The sequence below is a fragment of the Aquiflexum balticum DSM 16537 genome (assembly GCF_900176595.1).
GTDB lineage: Bacteria > Bacteroidota > Bacteroidia > Cytophagales > Cyclobacteriaceae > Aquiflexum > Aquiflexum balticum.
The window spans coordinates 1,832,501-1,850,724 of sequence record NZ_LT838813.1 but is presented as its reverse complement, the minus strand read 5'-3'; the positions used below and the strand labels follow the sequence as shown (position 1 = coordinate 1,850,724).

Sequence of the window (18,224 nt, the reverse complement as noted above, 5' to 3'; positions counted from 1 at the left end):
AGTATCATAAGTTAAGACTTGAAGCCTTCTAATATCTCAAGAAGATTCACGCAAAAAACCAACATTATAATGCAAAATCAAGAACCAATCCTTCAAGACAACAAAAACAGATTCGTTTTATTCCCCATTCAACACGACGATATATGGCAGTATTATAAAAAAGCTGAGGCTAGTTTTTGGACTGCAGAAGAAATTGATTTAAGTCAGGATTTAAAAGACTGGAAGAACCTCAATGATGGGGAAAGACATTTCATTTCCCATGTTTTGGCATTTTTCGCAGCAAGTGATGGCATAGTCAATGAAAACCTGGCCGAGCATTTTGTGGCCGAAGTACAATATACAGAAGCGAAATTCTTCTATGGCTTTCAGATTGCCATGGAAAATATCCACTCAGAAACATACAGCCTTCTTATCGACACCTATATCAAGGACAACAAGGAACGTGATAAACTTTTGAATGCCATTGAACACATAGATTGTGTAAAGAAGAAAGCCGATTGGGCACTCAGATGGATTGATAATGGAAACTTCCAGGAAAGGTTGGTTGCTTTTGCTGCTGTAGAAGGAATATTCTTTTCAGGTTCTTTCTGTTCTATTTTCTGGTTGAAAAAAAGAGGTCTGATGCCAGGATTGACTTTTTCAAATGAATTGATTTCAAGAGACGAAGGTCTCCATTGTGATTTTGCATGTCACCTGTACACAGAACATGTGGTGCATCCGCTACCTAAGGAGACGGTAACTGCCATCATCAAAGATGCGGTTGAGATCGAGAAAGAATTCGTCACAGATGCCTTGCCAGTAAAACTGATAGGCATGAATTCAGATCTCATGTGCCAGTACATTGAATTTGTTGCCGATAGGCTTTTGGTTGAATTGGGTTGCGCTAAGGTATGGAACAGCACCAATCCGTTTGACTTTATGGATATGATCTCCCTTCAGGGCAAAACCAACTTCTTTGAAAAAAGAGTGGGTGACTACCAGAAAGCAGGAGTCATGAAATCCAAAGAATTGGTTGAGTCACCTAAATTTTCCATAGGTGAAGATTTCTAAGTATTATTTATTCCCCACCAACCCAAAATCCATTTGAAAATATGCTTGTAATTAAAAGAGACGGTCGACGCGAATCCGTTAGATTCGATAAGATCACCGCAAGAATTGAAAACCTCTGCTACAACCTTGACAGCAGATACATCCATCCAATTGAGGTTGCCAAAAAGGTTATTGACGGACTTTATGATGGCGTGACTACCACAGAATTGGACAACCTGGCGGCAGAAGTATGTGCTTCCCTGACAGTTCAGCATCCGGATTATGCTGTTTTGGCTGCAAGGATTGCCACTTCAAACCTGCACAAAACCACTTCCCAGTCTTTTTCCAACACCATGAAAAGACTGTACACTTACATCAATCCCAATACCGGTGCCAATGCAGCACTCATTGCCTCTGATGTATATGGAGTAGTGAAAAAACATGCTGCCAAGCTTGATGAAGCAATTGACTACAACAGAGATTTTGATTATGACTACTTCGGTTTCAAAACCCTCGAAAGAAGTTACCTGATCAAATTGGATGGGAAAGTAGTCGAAAGGCCTCAGCACATGTTGATGCGGGTAGCTGTAGGTATCCATAAGGAAGATATTGATGCGGCCATTGAGACTTACCATCTTTTGTCCCAAAAATGGTTTACCCATGCCACTCCTACGCTTTTCAATGCCGGAACACCTAAGCCGCAGCTTTCTTCCTGTTTCCTTTTGACAATGAAAGATGACAGCATTGATGGTATTTATGATACATTGAAGCAGTGCGCCAAAATATCCCAATCCGCAGGAGGTATAGGTTTGTCCATACATCATATAAGGGCAAAAGGAAGCTATATCAAAGGCACAAACGGAGTTTCCAATGGAATCGTACCCATGTTGAGAAACTTTGATATGACGGCCCGCTATGTAGATCAGGGCGGTGGCAAAAGAAAAGGCAGTTTTGCCATTTATCTGGAGCCTTGGCATGCAGATGTCAAAGATTTCCTGGAGTTGAAAAGAAACCACGGTAAGGAAGAAATGCGTGCGAGGGATTTGTTCTATGCCATGTGGATACCGGATTTGTTCATGAAACGCGTAGAGCAAAATGACGAGTGGTCTCTTTTCTGCCCTAATGAAGCACCTGGGTTATCTGACTGTCATGGTGAGGAGTTCGAAAGACTGTATGAAAAATATGAGAGGGAAGGAAAAGCCAGGGAAACCATCAAAGCACAGGATCTTTGGTTTGAAATCCTTGAGTCTCAAATTGAGACCGGTACACCCTACATGTTGTATAAAGATTCAGCAAATAAGAAGTCCAACCAGCAAAACCTTGGTACGATCAAGTCTTCGAACCTTTGTACAGAAATCATAGAATATACTGCTCCAGATGAAGTGGCCGTATGTAACTTGGCTTCAATTGCACTACCAAAATTTGTAATGACAGGAACAGATGGCAAAAAATACTTTGACCATCAGAAATTATACGAAATCACCAAGGTAGCTACGCGTAACCTGAACAAGGTAATTGATGTCAATTTTTACCCGGTGGAGGAAGCTAGGAAATCCAACTTCCGTCACAGACCAATCGGTTTGGGTGTTCAAGGTTTAGCTGATGCCTTTATTTTGCTCAGAATGCCCTTTGATTCAGAAGAAGCCAAAGGACTCAATGAAGATATTTTCGAGACCATCTACTACGCTTCCATGGAGACTTCAATGGAATTGGCCAAAGTAGAAGGTACCTACGAAACTTATGAGGGTTCGCCTGCATCCAAAGGAATCTTCCAGTTTGATATGTGGGGTGTCACTCCAAAATCCGGAAGATGGGCATGGGATGAGTTGAAAGAGAAAGTAAAAAAATATGGCATTAGAAACTCACTATTGGTAGCTCCAATGCCAACGGCCTCAACTTCCCAGATTTTGGGTAACAATGAATGTTTTGAGCCTTACACTTCTAACATTTATACCAGAAGAACTCTATCCGGCGAATTTATCGTGGTCAACAAGCACCTGATGAAAGATTTGATTCATTTGGGATTGTGGAATGATGCCATGAAAAACAGATTGATCGCAGCCAACGGTTCTGTGAAAAATATTCCCGGAATTCCTCAGAACATCAAAGACATCTATAAGACAGTTTGGGAAATCTCTCAGAAAATTGTAATTGATATGTCTGCTGATAGAGGTGCCTATATTTGTCAATCACAGAGTATGAATGTCTTTATGCAGGATCCAAATTTTGGTAAACTTACTTCCATGCATTTCTATGCTTGGAAAAAGGGTCTCAAAACGGGCATGTACTACCTCAGGTCACAAGCTGCAACTTCAGCGATTCAGTTTACAGTGGACAAATCGGCTTTGGATGCAGAGAAAGCTGTCCAAGCAGCCCCTGCACTGGAAATGACCAAATCAAAAAACCAAGATGCCATCGCCTGTTCATTGGATAATCCTGATGACTGCGAAATGTGCGGAAGTTAATAACTATTTTAGAGTTCGTTTGATGGAAAAAAGCGCTTGGCAATGTCAGGCGCTTTTTTGTTATATTTCTGAAAAATTAAAACCACAATCTACATGGTACTTCACGCATCTCAACTCCAGGATTCTTTAACTATACTCAAAAGCGATTCAAAGCCATTATTTGGTAAAATGACGGCTCAACATATGGTAGAGCATTTGACCATAACACTCAAGTTATCTATCGGTAAAATAAAATACCCAACCTTTACTCCAAGTGAAAGGGCACTTATTGCCAAAAATAATCTCTTGTTCACGGAGCTGGAAATGGGAAAGGGTATGACACCACCAAATGATACGGGAGAGCTTTACCCCTTAAAATATCCTGATCTGGAAAAAGCAAAAACAGCATTCCTACAGGCTTGGGATGAATATATTGCTTACTATGAAAAGAATGAAGGTGCATCTGAGGTCCATCCAAGATTCGGCCACCTCAATAAGGATGAATGGAGCAGATTTCATTTCAAACACTTTATGCACCACTTCAAGCAATTCGGGGTTTGGCTGAGTGATGCCAAAGGTTGAAATAGTCTGCTTAATCTAATTGAGTAGGGGAATCTATCTTGTATCTTGTGTCTTGCATCTTATGTCTTAAGATTAACAACCCTAACGGACATTCCTTCTTTCCGCATTCTCTAGGAACTTTTCAAATTTCTCTTTGAACTCTTCATGCTTGTATTTTCCATCTACGGATTCACCCTGACCCATCTCTGCTGTGTTGACCAATTCAAAATAAGCTTGGGGAAATTCATCTGAATACATTTTGGGAAGCACTTCCACTTTGGATAGCCCCATGTACACTGTAAATAATAGAAAAAGTGACATCAGGACGATGGACCTGTCCTTATTAGCGGCGATTACCGTAATAGAAGTTGCCCTTTCAGACCCATAATTCATTTGCTTTTTCTTAAACGAAACTACACCGAAAATTATCAGTAATACAAAGGCAAGAATCCCAAATACTTCAGAAAAAACAGGTAAGAATGGAATAACTGTCATGGATAAGATATACAATATCAAACTCACATAAAAACATAAAACCAGCAACGCCAATACCTTGTTTTTTATACTGATTTCTTTGAATAACTGAACTGCCTTAACTCCATAAACTGCAATCAACAGTCCCCCAGCCAATCCGAATAATAATTCAACCAATTCAAAATGAATATAATATACCCTTAAACCCAGAATAAGCGAAATGGTAAACAACCCTAAAAGTTCGCAAACAACCAGGTAATCAATTTTCGATTTATTCTTTAATACATAAACCAACTGGGTTAAGAACAACACTCCAAAAATAAAGGCAACGATACCCATAATCTTGAGTCCGTAATTGTTTTGGGCCATTGATGCAAATGCACCCATCACCAACAGCACAAATAACAAGTAATAATATGTATTGTATTTCTTCATCAGATATTTGAGAAATTAATAAATCTTGTTGTCCATTCCAGCCAGGTGTCTAGGTTTGCCCAGCGGGTGTCCCCAGACTGGATTTCCCTTCTTTTGGCTGCCTCAAGCAATATCAATCCCAAACACTGCAAGTCCTGTGACTCCGTTAGATTATTGGGGATTGCCATTAATGCTCTATAATAATTACCTTCCCTTGCAAGGCCTGATACCAATTGATAGATGGCATTGAATTTCCTTTGTTCAGGTATGTCTCTTAAAATTTCCAAGCTCATAGTATTTAGCTTTTGACTACCTATAGTAGACAATACATTGATAAAATTCTCTCTGCTGTCCAATGAAAAAATTAATTCATTAAAATCCAGATTTGAAGTTTTAGAAGAAACCGAATCCAAATAAACGAAAGCCTGAGGATCAGAATTAAGCTGGTAGATTCTTTTTGCCATCAAAATATATGGAAAGGCTTTTTCTGCTTCACCAGGAAATCTTTCTACCAAGGCTACTGATTCTTTCACCTTGCCATAATGGGCCAGATTAACTGCAAGCTGGGTCATCATATTGAGAAAGAAGTTCTTTTCCACGTACTCAAATTTATTAGATGATCTAGCGATCGCATCTTGATCGAATTTCTGGAAATATTCAAATCCTTTGACAGTATCCGACTTATCGTATGACCTGTTAGCCAGGATCAGATAAAGTAGGTTCTTATCCACTTCTTCTCCTAGTGGGTGGCTTTCTACAAAATTCAGAACATGGGTTAAAGTTTCATCCGAAAGCGTGTAATTATTATCCAATGTACCAGGAGCGGGAAATGGCTTAACTTCAAAAGCTTTGGCAATCCAGAAATTTATAGTCTCCAGATCATCAATACTTTCGAATAATCTCGGCAACCACCCCTTTCTTTCCATGTAGTGGTAAAACATATCGGAGTGGTAGTTCCAACTGAACCACCCATCCTTATAATCCGGATAAATAAACAGTTCTTTTCGTGTGGGCTGTGTTGTCCGTACTCCATCACCATAATATGGAATAGTAGAGGCAATTTTTTCTTCCAAAAAGTTCCCAGGTAATTTTGAGAAAATATCAAACGAAACATCCAACCAGGAATCCAAAAGCTCCTGATCGATTTCCATTTGACGGTCAAACCAATATTTATGAGTAAAAACTGCCTTCCTCTTTATATTGAAGGCTAATTGATAATTGCGCTCTAATGGGTCTTCGATCTGATTGATATAGAATTCATAATCCTCACTCATCTGATCATAGACATACCTGTCCGAAAAGAACAGATTTGGGTAAATGTACCCTCGATATGATCTCAAAGCCTGCGGCTCAAGATTGGCCCCAATATAGAGATGGGTAATATATCCCGACCGAATAATGGTATTTCGATAAACTGTGATTTCTGGGTTATCAATAGTGTTGTTTGCTATCCATTTTACAAGCCTTGGCGCAAGATCCCTAAACTTATATTGATACAAGTAACCCAATATGTTTTGATGATTATTGAACACCCTGCCCAATTCAAAGTATTCCCTTTGACCATTGTCTAATAATTGTTGAAAGGACCACTCCACTCCATTAATATCTCCCTTACTGGCATAAAGCGAAGCAAGGGTGTGATACCCATTGTTGAAATCTGTCGGTTGTCTTCCATTGGGTTCAAAGCTTCCCTTCGGATAAAAATTGGAAAACGAAGTTATTCCAGTTTCACTCTCGGCTGGTGAAATAACCTGAAGGATTTCATCGATTTCTTCCAATTTGGCTTTTCCATCAGTAAGCCAAAGTTGGATGGCAAGATTCAATTCAAATGGAAGCGACGGACTTAATTGGCCCGGCCCCCTATAAAAATCAAGAACTCTATCTTTATTTGACTTTGTCAAACCTGAAATGATTTTCTCATTCTCAGCTGAAGGGCTGTAATAATTATCCCTCATTAGCACGAGCAAAAACTTATTGGTCTGTCCCAATAAATAATCTGATTCAATTGCTGAATCAGGTGAAAGGAGATCACTGTATATGAAGTCAATAATTAAATCCTTGATGGGATCCTCTATGTATTTATCTGCATAAATCAGGAATTTATAAGTATCAATGGCAAGAGCTATTCTGTCCTTTTGGTTGAGAGTAGATAAAAAGGAGGTTAAATAACCTGACTCAAATCGTTCCTCTGCAAGTAGGTAAATAGCCTTATCTTGATTATTGACTTCTGGACTGTTCAAATATGCAACAGCCTCATTCCTAGCTCGCTCAATGACACGTTCGTTCGCTTTCTGTTCCGCATCGTACCAATAAAAACCACTTAAAACCAACATCACAAAAATGGCAAAAAAGGTCCCTATCTTTTGAGGCCCATATTTCATGAAAGTGCGGGTAAAAATCACATTTCTACTGCTTCGCTTCAGAAACTCATGTATATCTGCTAAGACATTTTTTGCGTCCTTCGTTCGTTCTTCATCATTCTCCTTGATCTCAGAATACCTTTTGATCCAGCCCACATTTGGTTTGCATTCCTCATACCAATTTTCAAAAAATGAAAGTGGCCCGATTGGAAGCAAAAAGTCCTTACTCTTCCCGTTGTCTTTCCAGCGATCCAGCTGCTTTTTAAAATCCAAATAGGTACTGAAAAACTCAAATTCCTGATTAGCCCATTTATTTAGTTTGTCCCAGTTTCGGATTAAACTTTCATGGGTAATATCCAATACTGTCTCTTCATGCAAGGAATGAGTATCAGGGTCTTCTGTCTTGAATGGTCTTATAAAAGAGTTACCCTCTTCTCTGAAAATATTCAATACACCACCTATCACCTTTGAGTCAAGATCCGGTGTATTGATGATTTCGGTAAGTTCTTTCAAACTCATCCTGTTTCTCACTGCCCTGCTATTGTCAATTTTTGTAAGGCCGCTATACGTCAGTGCAATAATCCGCTTGGCTTCTTGTTGGGATAAGGGATTATCAGGATTCTTCTTATTGTAATACTCCCAGGCATTTTCATATAATAAACTGGCATGGATCTCAATTACTTTATTCAGCCCAGTTTGATGATAGTAAGTCCGTTGATGATCCGGCAGTGATTTGAACCAGCTGAGGAAGGTTTTTTGATCATTATCAGGTAATTCATTTGCAGGCATGCCTCCAACTTCTGCATAATGGATCAGGTCCATTTCCTCATTGCCACTATCTGCAGCCAGCCAGATTTGAGTCAGCGCATGTTGTAAAATGGGGAGCTGATCCAGCCCTTCGGCCAAATCATAAACCAACCGTTCAATCAACCTTTGGGAAATCCTGTTTCCACTCAAAATCGCCGGTTCTTCTATGACCTGCTTTAAATCCTTTCGCTTTAATCTTGGTACAAAAAACTGAGAGAAGCCAATATACTCAGGTAGTCCTCTGAATGCAGAACACTGACCGATGTAATCAGATCGCATCGTGCAGACCACGTAAACAGGAATATTTTTCTTGAGGGCGATGCGGGCAGTTTCCAAAATCAAATTGACCACAATTTGCGAATCCTGTGATGGAGCTTCTTTGTAGAAGTTTTCCGGATTTGTGAAAAATTCCTCAAACTGATCAACGATGATCATCAAGTTGGCGGCCTTTCTTTTTCGCTTTCTTTGATCCCCTTCTTCTAAATGCATCCACTTTTCGTCCTTCTCATCGATGTAAAAATCAGAATTGGTATACAAGTCAATCAACGAAGAAAAGCCTCTTCTCAATTCTGTTTCGACTGTTGTATCCGGGAGATCAAATTTATCCGAAATTGCTTGGGCCAGGTTTTTGACCGGACTACGCTCAGGACGGAAATCTGCTACAACCCAATTGGTATATTTTGCCTTGAAAAAGCCCGCTCTTGCATTCGGAATCAATCCAGCATAAACTAAAGAAGATTTCCCCTCCCCTGAGGCTCCGGTCAGCATCAAGAATTTATTCTGCTGCAGCAAATCAGTAAGCTGATCTATCTGATGATCACGGCCTTTGAAATAAATGCTTTCATCCTCAGTGAATGATCTTAAACCGGTATATGGACATATATTATTCATATCAGCTGCTCTCGTCTATATAAATAATCCATCGGCTGACAAACCAAGGGTAACCTAATTGAAACTCTTTCCATGATTCGTTTAACTCATCCTTACCTTCTGCAAAACCATAAAGCATCTCACTGAGAATTAATGAATAGTCATCATCAGATATATTTTCAGGAAATTGACTTTTTGCTTCATATAATTGGGCATGAAAACCAATAGAGCGGATCATAAATCGTGTCGCAAAACTTTTTCCTCCAAGATTTTTAATTATTCTGTAGGACTCCTCTAAATTTTCTTTAGGGTCATACAAAGTATTTGTATAAGCTAGAAGGATCGTATGTGGCCTCCCTGAGGTTACTATTCCAGTCCTATCAAACTCCACCCAGGCAGAGTCCAACAACCTTTTGGCTATTTCTGGATTTGTTTTCTTAATTAACAGGTCCTTGGCAGCATAAGAATAAAGAGAAGATCTATTGATGGATTTTTTGAAAGGTTTCGATAACCTATTGATTTCCTCAAAATCTCCCGAATTTGCCAAACCCTCAATTGCGGTTGCAATCAATCTGAAGGAATGATTATTGACACGGATTCCAAATTCCTTGGACCGTAGAATGTTTAATAGGTTATCAGGATTGATTTTTTGATAGTAGGACGACATAGCATCGACATCATTATTTAGATAAGCCATTTCTCCTAAATAGAGATACATCCAATTCAAATCTACCTGATCGATATTTTTTCTTTTCGCTAATTCAATATCCAACTTTTTAAGTACTTCATATCTAATTGGATTGATCAGGAAATATCTAGGCTCCCACATATTGGAATTATAGGCCAGAAACCATGCTGTAAAAAAATCAAGCTCTGTCTTAGTTGGATATAATTCATCTATCGATCGGTGATCCAGTAGATATTCCAAGAAAACATCAGAAAAATAAAAGAAAAAGAAAACCCTCGGTTCCAAGGGAGCAAAGGAAAGCCTCAGATCAGGATAGAGAAATAAGAATTTTCGAGGAGCAATCAAATTATCTGTAGCCGCTGCTCCTATCACAGTGATAGTTTGGTCCAGATAGGCCGTAGATACTAGATTGTAATATTCAAATGCTTGGTCAAATAATTGACTTACGGACAAATCCTCTTTTGGGGATTCCTCTTTATTGATTCCTTTTAAGATACCCTCATTTTTAAAGGACAAAGCCATCAAATAATTTCTCTCATTAATATCTTTGATTTCGTCAAGTACTGTTTCTCTATATTTTGAATAGAAATACCCGATTTGGGCTCTATCAGAAAATTGAAGATTCAGATTTTGCTTATCAGTCATAAACGAATACAGATTCAGATTACTGATTGTACTGGCATTCGGAAGCATTCTTCCTAAAAGACGGATATAAAACTCCTCAAAGGAGATATTTATTTTAAGGGTATAGCCTTTTACAAAATCATCCAATGCTTCCAATTGGCCAGTCCTATAAAACACAGTAGCTATATTTGCGGCATTATCAGCACCGGCAGCATAATCCCCTTGGTAATTGTTTTGGGCATTGGCCAATAATACATCCATACAATCCAATACTCTTTCACTGTTGCCTTGAGAAGCGTATAGATAGGCCAATTGTTGATAAAGCCCGTTGAATCGAAAGCCATAATTGGCATTTCCTCTTTCCATCAGGTTATCAGCTTTAAAATTTTCTTTTACCCAATCGGAACGGTCAACCTCATCAAAGGGTGAAAGAATCTGAATCAAGCGTTGAGTTTCTTCTGGGGCAAATACTTTATAATTGATTGCATTCTCCAATGCCAAGGTAAGGTTGACAATATCATCAAAATCTGCTGGCTGGGATTCAAGAATGTGTAACACTATCTTGCCCGATCTTTTTGCATTTGACTTTTTCCACGCATCAAGTTGAGCATCCGCGTTATAATAAAATGCCAATTCCAGAGTCACTCTTAAATCATTCAACTCTTTTAAAATTGCTGAAAACGAAGAGCTAAGATTACCCGGAATTGCATATTCATCTGACAAACTATCCGCAATTGTCAAACTTCTAAAAATCAATTCTTTAGGTTGATCCTTTCCTTGAAAAACAAGAAGCGTGGCTATTCCATTGGCGATATTGATTTTTTCAATAGGATCAGGAATGCTGTTTATTGACTCATCTATGGTTGTCAAACCCAACTTCAACTGCTCCACGATAAGGTAAATTTTATTCTCAAAAGAGACTTTGGAGGTGTTGATCAATTCTATTGATTCATCCTGAATTGAATTTAAAATATATGAATTCTGCTGTCTAAGGTATTGCCTAATGGCAAAAGAACTGAAAACCAAAAAGGCAATCAAAGCAATGGCTATCCCGATTCTTTTTGCTCCATAGCGCATGACTGTTCTGGTCACCACATGTTTTCTGGCGCTCTTGTTTAAGAATTCCTGAGAATTTTTTAGGATATTTTTTGCCTTGGATAATTTCTTGTCCTGATCGAATTCCTCAGGAAGATATCTGGAAACCCAATGGATATTTGGGTTTAGGTTATTGATCCAATTTTCAAAATAGGTCAAAGGCCCAATTGACATCAAAAAAGCATTCGATTTTCCGCTTTCCACCCAGCGGTTCAGCTGTTGCTCATAATCCAGATAAACGGTGTAATTGTCATATTCCTCCTCAGCCCAGTTTTTGAGATAATCCCAATTGCGGATCAGGCTTTCGTGGGTAATGTCAAGCACGTCATTTTCACCAAGAGCACGGCTTTCCGGATCATCGGAAATAAATGGCCTGATAAAAGTATTGCCAGGTTCACGGAAAATATTCAATACCGCTCCGACTTCCAAGGTGCCGAATTCCTTCCTTCCCAAAATATTGGTGATTTCCTGTAGGGTCATTCGGTTCCTAACAGCACGGCTTTGGTCAATTTTGGTCAGGCAGGAAAAAGCATTTTTAATAATTGCTTTTGTGTCTTCGTTGGAAATATCCTTACCTGTATTTTCAATGTAGTAGGCCCTTGCCTGCTCAAATAGCTTGTTGGTATGGGTATCAAGGACATTCTGCAGACTCGGTGCATGATAACAGGCTTTGATATTTTCAGGCAGATCATCAAACCATTTTTTAAATTTCAATACCTGATCTTCCGGCAGTTCTGATACCGGCATTCCCCCTACCATAGCATAATGGATCAGATCCATTTCTTCTGTTCCATTATTGGCCGCATGCCAAATCTGATTGAGCGCATGCTGAAGAATTGGAAGTTGATCTACTCCCTCGGTCAGATCATGGATTAATCTTTCTGTAAGTCTTCTTGTAATTTGATTTCCACTGAGGACAGCCGGTTCTTCGATGACCAATTGCAGTTGGGCCCTGTTGAGCCGGGGGACAAAAAACTGGGAAAATCCTATGTACTCAGGCAATCCTCGAAAAGCCGCGCATTGCCCAATGAAGTCTGACCTCATGGTAAAAATAACATAGATGGGCAGTCCTTCCTCCAATGCTATCTTGGAGGTTTCAAGCAATAAATTTAAAACCAGGTTGGCTTCTTTTGAAGGAACTCCCTTATCATAGTTTTCAGGATTGGTAAAAAATTCCTCAAACTGATCCACAAGGATAATCAAATTGGCTGCTTTTCTCTTAATACTTGCCCTTTTCCTATCGTCTGCTGCCTGCCACTCCAAAGCATCTTCATCAAGAAATCTATCAGAATTCCGATATAAATCAACAATGGCAGAGAAGCCATGCTTCAGTTCCGATTCAACAGTTACCTCATTTGGGATATCTAGTTGATTGGCTATGGCTTTGCACAGGTTTTTGAATGGAGACCTTTCAGGTCTAAAATCAGCGACACACCATTGGGTATATTTCGATTTAAGGAAACCTGCCCGGGCATTGGGAATGATTCCTGCATAGACCAGTGATGATTTGCCATCACCCGAAGCACCTGTCAGCATCAAAAACTTATTACGCTGCAATTGGGCTGTTGCAGCATCAATATCATCTTCCCTACCTTTAAAGTATAAAGATTCCTCTTCTGTAAAAGAGCGCAGTCCCGTATAGGGGCATATTTGATAGTCTTCAAACATACCCGTTATTTAAGATTGACAACTGTGGTATAAACTTTTTTGACTTCTGCCGGCACTTCCTCTTTGGGAACAATGGTAGAAACCACTTTCGGAGCTTTGAAAATCCGTGCAAAGTTACTTCTTGGATCATCTTCACCAACAAAAAATATAGGCGTAGGAGAAGAAGCACCACCTACCTCTTTCCAGATTTGTTTGATGAAAGGCAAAGCCCAATCTGCAGCATATTTGAAATACACCACTGCCAGTTTACTTTTTGGAATCTGCTGTGAGGACACTTCCCTATATTGATCTTCACCATCGGGCATGATATTCATGATTTCGATCGGGTATTCCAAACTCAACCTGTCAGTAATTTCTTTTGCTTCCAGTTCATCCTGCTGGTTGAAAATAAAAAAGATATCGGTATCCTTGGAGTCGAAGATTTCCACTTCCTCCTTCATCATGACTACCCTAATGTCATCTACCAATTGCATTGGGCCGGCACTATTGGAAAACATCATGTTTTTGGTGATGTTGTTCCTTATGTACTTGATAAATTCCTGTTGAGCAGATTTAATGGTTCCTGTAGATTCAGGATGAACCCAAATAAATGAATTGAAATCTGAATTTGCAGCATCAATTATTTTTTTTGCTTCCAGAAACTGATATTGCGGAAAAGAAACATCATCTTCTGATTCGAAACGTCTTCCAAATTCCCCGCTTAATATATGGAGCGAGCAAACGCATTGATTTAGAGCTTCAACGGTCTTTGCTTTAAAAACCTCATCATCTGCCGGGCAATCAATAGAAGGGAGAACATTGAATCCTGCTTTTTGGAGGATAATCGCCATCTCCTCTCTTTTTTCTTTAATGTCATTGGATGTCCATGCCAGAAAAATATTGGGTCTGGCACGATCTATCATTTGAACTTTCAATGAAGAAGACAAAGACGTAGAAACTACATTGGGGACTATTTTTGTAGCTGTTGGCGAAAAGGCGGTATATCCGAAAGAGTTTTCTTTTTGAAAAAGTTTGGCTCCCGAAACAATATCCTTGACAGCATTGGCCAATTTATTGATCTGATTTCGGTACATAGGCCTGTTTGGATTTCCCTGCTTTTCGTCATCTATAGGCAGCAGGGGACGGTTGACACCATCTTCTCTGAAAATAAAATCAATAGAACGTAGACCATCTGAAAGTTCAGATTCAAGGAGTTTGATATCCTCCATATCTATATCATGAATTTTTACAGGAATCACTCTTGAAGCGACATTGTCATTCAATAGCTTAATGGTTTTGCCCATTTTCTCGCTAAGTACCCCATCTTGAAATCCTTTGAATTCATTTTTCCAAACAGGTGAATTGACATCACAATAAGTTTGTGAAATAATCGGAATGAAAATCAAAGATTTTATTTTTGAGGAAACAGACCCGTCTTCTTGTAGAAATTTCTTCTTTTCATCTTCGGGATTAATATCGAAATAAATTGAAAGTTTATCCTTGCAGGTTGCGCTCAGTTCCTGTTTGAGCTTTGCGACGAGTTCGGAAACCCAACCATCATATTTATTATCATTAAACCTGAAACTGATATGGATATCATAATCATATTCAGGAATAATGGATGACTTCTCTATGGCTGAGGTTTGATTGCTGCTTGAAATAGAAGATGCGGACAGTATTCTATAGACCTTAACGGGTTCTTTTACATTTTTAAGATTTTCAATTTTAAAAAATTCTGATCGGATGTCATTTTTATTGGTGAGGTCTCTTTGTACCGATTCTGATACGAATATACTCGCCGGCGCTGCCAATGCCTGTATTCTTGCTGCAATATTGACTACATCTCCAAAAATGTCCTCATTCTCAAAAATGACTTCCCCCTGGTGAATTCCTATTCTAAGTTTATAAACATTTGCTTCGTTGCATAACTCCTGGATTTTTATGGCGGCGTAAACTGCATTACTCACTGAAGGAAAGCTTGCCATCACTCCATCACCAAGTTCTTTGATAAACTTACCACCAAATTCATCTATCACAGGTTTATGGATTTCCCTGTTTTTCCTTAATAATTCAAAGGCTTTTTGTTCATCATTACCCATCAATGCCGTATATCCGACAATATCAGTGAACATGATCGCTGCAAGTTGGCGTATTTGTGACATTCTATAAATCTAAGAAAATATGTATAAAGGATCCATTGAAAAACAATTCAACAGTAATATGGGAAATTTTGTCCACATTTAGATATTTCTATATAATTATTTGAAAATCACCAAAGAATATAATGTATATCCTTATTAATATAGAATTTAAAAATAATTCTATTTTGCTTTTCAAATTCCATTTTGATGTTATAAAGAATTGTATTTCTACCAACAATTGAAATGTTAAAAAAAAAATAATTAAACATTATCAAGATAAAATTGATGCTTTGAAGACCGAAACACACGTGTCAAATTTTCTCTTTCGCCTTTTAGTTGATTTTTAAAATCGTGAAAGGGCTATCTTTCTCACGGATTTTTATAGGTCTATTTAGCAGTCTGTCAAATTGTTCTATTTTCCCTCCTTCTATTTCCCCAAGCGCATAAAGGTTTGGGGTTCCCCCAAGTTGAGAAAGAACTATTCGGCTTTTCCATCACCGGGGATCGGGACAGGAAAATGTGGAGGTGATACAGATGAAGTCTGATAACCCCCTTGAAAACGCCAAAAGCCAGCTTATCGGGCTGGCTTTTAAATAATGTGGCTGCGGTCAGCCACGGCAGACAGGCCTACTCTCCCGTGCGCCGCGGCGTACCAGTACCCCGCCACGACGGGCAGGCGCGGCGGATCGGGATGGGAGGAGGTGGCCGGGATCATGACAGCAGGGAAAACAATACCACCCTGTAAACGCGAAAAGCCAGCTTTAGGGGCTGGCTTTTGAATAATGTGGCGGCGGCCTACTCTCCCGGGTGTAACCCCAGTACCATCGGCGCTGCAGGGCTTAACTTCTCTGTTCGGGATGGGAAGAGGTGGGACCCCTGCGCTGGGCCGCCTAATCTTTCTGTACCAGGTACAAAGTACGATGTACAATGCTGGATACAGTGTCCGCTATGGGACCAATATCTTAAGTTCAAGATCTTTGTACTTTGTACTTGGTACTTGGTACTCAGATCCATGATATGTCTCGCAGAGAATGCGGCAGCTTCGGACTGAAGCAAGTTTTCGGGCTATTAGTACTGCTCGGCTTTGCCATTCCTGGCTTTACACCTGCAGCCTATCAACGTCATCGTCTCTGACGGCCCTGTTTGGAAGTCTCATCTCGGAGGGGGTTTCGCACTTAGATGCTTTCAGCGCTTATCCCTTCCCGACGTAGCTACCCGGCAGTGCAGTTGGCACCACAACCGGTACACCAGCGGTCAGTCCAACCCGGTCCTCTCGTACTAAGGTCAGCACTCCCCAAACTTCCCACGCCCGCAACAGATAGGGACCGAACTGTCTCACGACGTTCTGAACCCAGCTCGCGTGCCACTTTAATGGGCGAACAGCCCAACCCTTGGGACCTTCTCCAGCCCCAGGATGTGACGAGCCGACATCGAGGTGCCAAACCTCCCCGTCGATATGAGCTCTTGGGGGAGATCAGCCTGTTATCCCCAGAGTACCTTTTATCCTTTGAGCGACGGCCTTTCCATGCAGTACCGCCGGATCACTATACCCGTGTTTCCACCCTGCTCGGCTTGTCGGCCTTACAGTCAAGCCCCCTTATGCTATTGCACTCCGCGCACGGTTACCAAGCGTGCTGAGGGAACCTTTGGAAGCCTCCGTTATCCTTTTGGAGGCGACCACCCCAGTCAAACTACCCACCAAGCAATGTCCCCCGAAAAATCGGGGTTAGATACCAGGCAAACAAAGGGCGGTATTTCAACATTGACTCCACAGCGCCTGGCGACGCCGCTTCACTGTCTCCCGCCTATCCTACACATCGTTTACCCGATACCAATGCTAAGCTGCAGTAAAGGTTCATGGGGTCTTTCCGTCCCGTTGCGGGTACACGGCATCTTCACCGTGACTACAATTTCACCGAGCTCATGGCTGAGACAGCGCCCAGATCGTTACACCATTCGTGCAGGTCGGAACTTACCCGACAAGGAATTTCGCTACCTTAGGACCGTTATAGTTACGGCCGCCGTTTACCGGGGCTTCGATTCAATGCTTCCCTTGCGGTGACATCCCCTCTTAACCTTCCGGCACCGGGCAGGTGTCAGGCCTTATACTTCATCTCTCGATTTCGCAAAGCCATGTGTTTTTGCTAAACAGTCGCCTGGGCCTTTTCACTGCGGCCTCCCGCCATCGCTGGCGGATAGGCGCCCCTTCTCCCGAAGTTACAGGGCCATTTTGCCGAGTTCCTTAGCCATGATTCACTCGAGCACCTCAGGATTCTCTCCTTGACCACCTGTGTCGGTTTGCGGTACGGGCTGTCATACGCTTATCGCCAGAAGTTTTTCTTGGAAGCTTTTGGGGACTCTATCCGCGCTCCCGAAGGATTGCGGTACTTTCAGGTTCGGCTATCTCCACGCATTTGACTATGGAAACAATACCTACTCCCTTCAACGCGGTATTCCGTCACCGCGCGGTCCTTACAACACTCCGTCACTCCGTCACCTGTATGACAGGTATGGGAATATCAACCCATTTTCCATCGGAATCCCCCTTCGGGTTATCCTTAGGCCCCGACTGACCCTGATCCGATTAGCGTTGATCAGGAAACCTTGGTCTATCGGTGTGGGGGTTTCCCGCCCCCATTATCGTTACTTATGCCTACATTTGCTTTTCCAAACTCTCCAGCACACATCGCCATGTGCATTCACCGTGTTTGGAATGCTCCCCTACCAGATCCCCCCGTAGGTACGGGAGGAAATCCTACGCTTCGGTATTACACTTGATGCCCGTTTATTATCGACGCCCTGCCGCTCGACCAGTGAGCTGTTACGCACTCTTTAAAGGAATAGCTGCTTCCAAGCTAACCTCCTGGCTGTCTCTGCAGCTGGACCGCCTTTGTTCAACTTAGCGTAAATTCCGGGACCTTAGCGGTAGGTCCGGGTTCTTTCCCTCTCGGACACGGACCTTAGCACCCATGCCCTCACTGCCGCTACTGTATGACGGCATTCGGAGTTCGTCAGGATTTGGTAGGATATGACTCCCCCTAGTCCTATCGGTAGCTCTACCTCCGTCATA

Annotated in this window: 7 protein-coding genes and 2 rRNA genes (1 of these 9 cut by a window edge); 3 read left to right on the top strand and 6 right to left on the bottom strand. The window is 41.0% G+C overall.

The window, feature by feature from the left end; all coding sequences use genetic code 11:
- The first annotated feature begins 69 nt into the window (after positions 1–69).
- The 3 genes from B9A52_RS07870 to B9A52_RS07860 all read left to right on the top strand — a co-directional run bounded on the left by B9A52_RS07870 (position 70) and on the right by B9A52_RS07860 (position 4,055).
- Entirely contained in the window at positions 70–1,050 is a 981-nt protein-coding gene (locus B9A52_RS07870) for a ribonucleoside-diphosphate reductase small subunit (RefSeq protein WP_084119784.1), read from the top strand.
- Positions 1,051–1,091: 41 nt separating this feature from the next.
- Entirely contained in the window at positions 1,092–3,494 is a 2,403-nt protein-coding gene (locus B9A52_RS07865) for a ribonucleoside-diphosphate reductase subunit alpha (RefSeq protein WP_084119783.1), read from the top strand.
- Positions 3,495–3,587: 93 nt separating this feature from the next.
- Positions 3,588–4,055: a DUF1569 domain-containing protein gene (locus B9A52_RS07860; protein WP_084119782.1), complete on the top strand. Its 468-nt coding sequence runs from the start codon at positions 3,588–3,590 to the stop codon at positions 4,053–4,055.
- Between the two features lie 81 nt (positions 4,056–4,136).
- On the opposite strand, the gene B9A52_RS07855 is transcribed toward B9A52_RS07860, so the two are convergent.
- From B9A52_RS07855 to B9A52_RS07825, 6 genes are all read right to left on the bottom strand, one after another.
- Positions 4,137–4,943, bottom strand: a complete 807-nt coding sequence (locus tag B9A52_RS07855) for a hypothetical protein (protein WP_084119781.1) — start codon at positions 4,941–4,943, stop codon at positions 4,137–4,139.
- Positions 4,943–8,980: an ATP-binding protein gene (locus B9A52_RS07850; protein ID WP_084119780.1), complete on the bottom strand. Its 4,038-nt coding sequence runs from the start codon at positions 8,978–8,980 to the stop codon at positions 4,943–4,945. Before B9A52_RS07850 ends, B9A52_RS07855 begins: the two co-directional genes overlap by 1 nt.
- Position 8,981: 1 nt before the next feature.
- The gene (locus tag B9A52_RS07845; protein WP_084119779.1) at positions 8,982–13,034 is read right to left on the bottom strand and encodes an ATP-binding protein; all 4,053 of its coding nucleotides are present in this window, start codon (positions 13,032–13,034) and stop codon (positions 8,982–8,984) included.
- 5 nt (positions 13,035–13,039) lie between these two features.
- A complete protein-coding gene (locus B9A52_RS07840; protein WP_084119778.1) occupies positions 13,040–15,175 on the bottom strand; it encodes an adenylate/guanylate cyclase domain-containing protein in 2,136 nt (711 codons plus the stop codon).
- Positions 15,176–15,936: 761 nt separating this feature from the next.
- Positions 15,937–16,048 (bottom strand): 5S ribosomal RNA (gene rrf, locus B9A52_RS07830).
- Positions 16,049–16,202: 154 nt separating this feature from the next.
- Positions 16,203–18,224, bottom strand: a 23S ribosomal RNA gene (locus B9A52_RS07825); it runs 874 nt beyond the window's last position.

Excerpts from the sequence above, each read along its gene's own strand:
- B9A52_RS07855 (WP_084119781.1), bottom strand. The coding sequence starts at position 4,943 with ATGAAGAAATACAATACATATTATTACTTGTTATTTGTGCTGTTGGTG.
- B9A52_RS07865 (WP_084119783.1), top strand. The coding sequence starts at position 1,092 with ATGCTTGTAATTAAAAGAGACGGTCGACGCGAATCCGTTAGATTCGAT.
- B9A52_RS07850 (WP_084119780.1), bottom strand. The coding sequence starts at position 8,980 with ATGAATAATATATGTCCATATACCGGTTTAAGATCATTCACTGAGGAT.
- B9A52_RS07840 (WP_084119778.1), bottom strand. The coding sequence starts at position 15,175 with ATGTCACAAATACGCCAACTTGCAGCGATCATGTTCACTGATATTGTC.
- B9A52_RS07845 (WP_084119779.1), bottom strand. The coding sequence starts at position 13,034 with ATGTTTGAAGACTATCAAATATGCCCCTATACGGGACTGCGCTCTTTT.
- B9A52_RS07860 (WP_084119782.1), top strand. The coding sequence starts at position 3,588 with ATGGTACTTCACGCATCTCAACTCCAGGATTCTTTAACTATACTCAAA.
- B9A52_RS07870 (WP_084119784.1), top strand. The coding sequence starts at position 70 with ATGCAAAATCAAGAACCAATCCTTCAAGACAACAAAAACAGATTCGTT.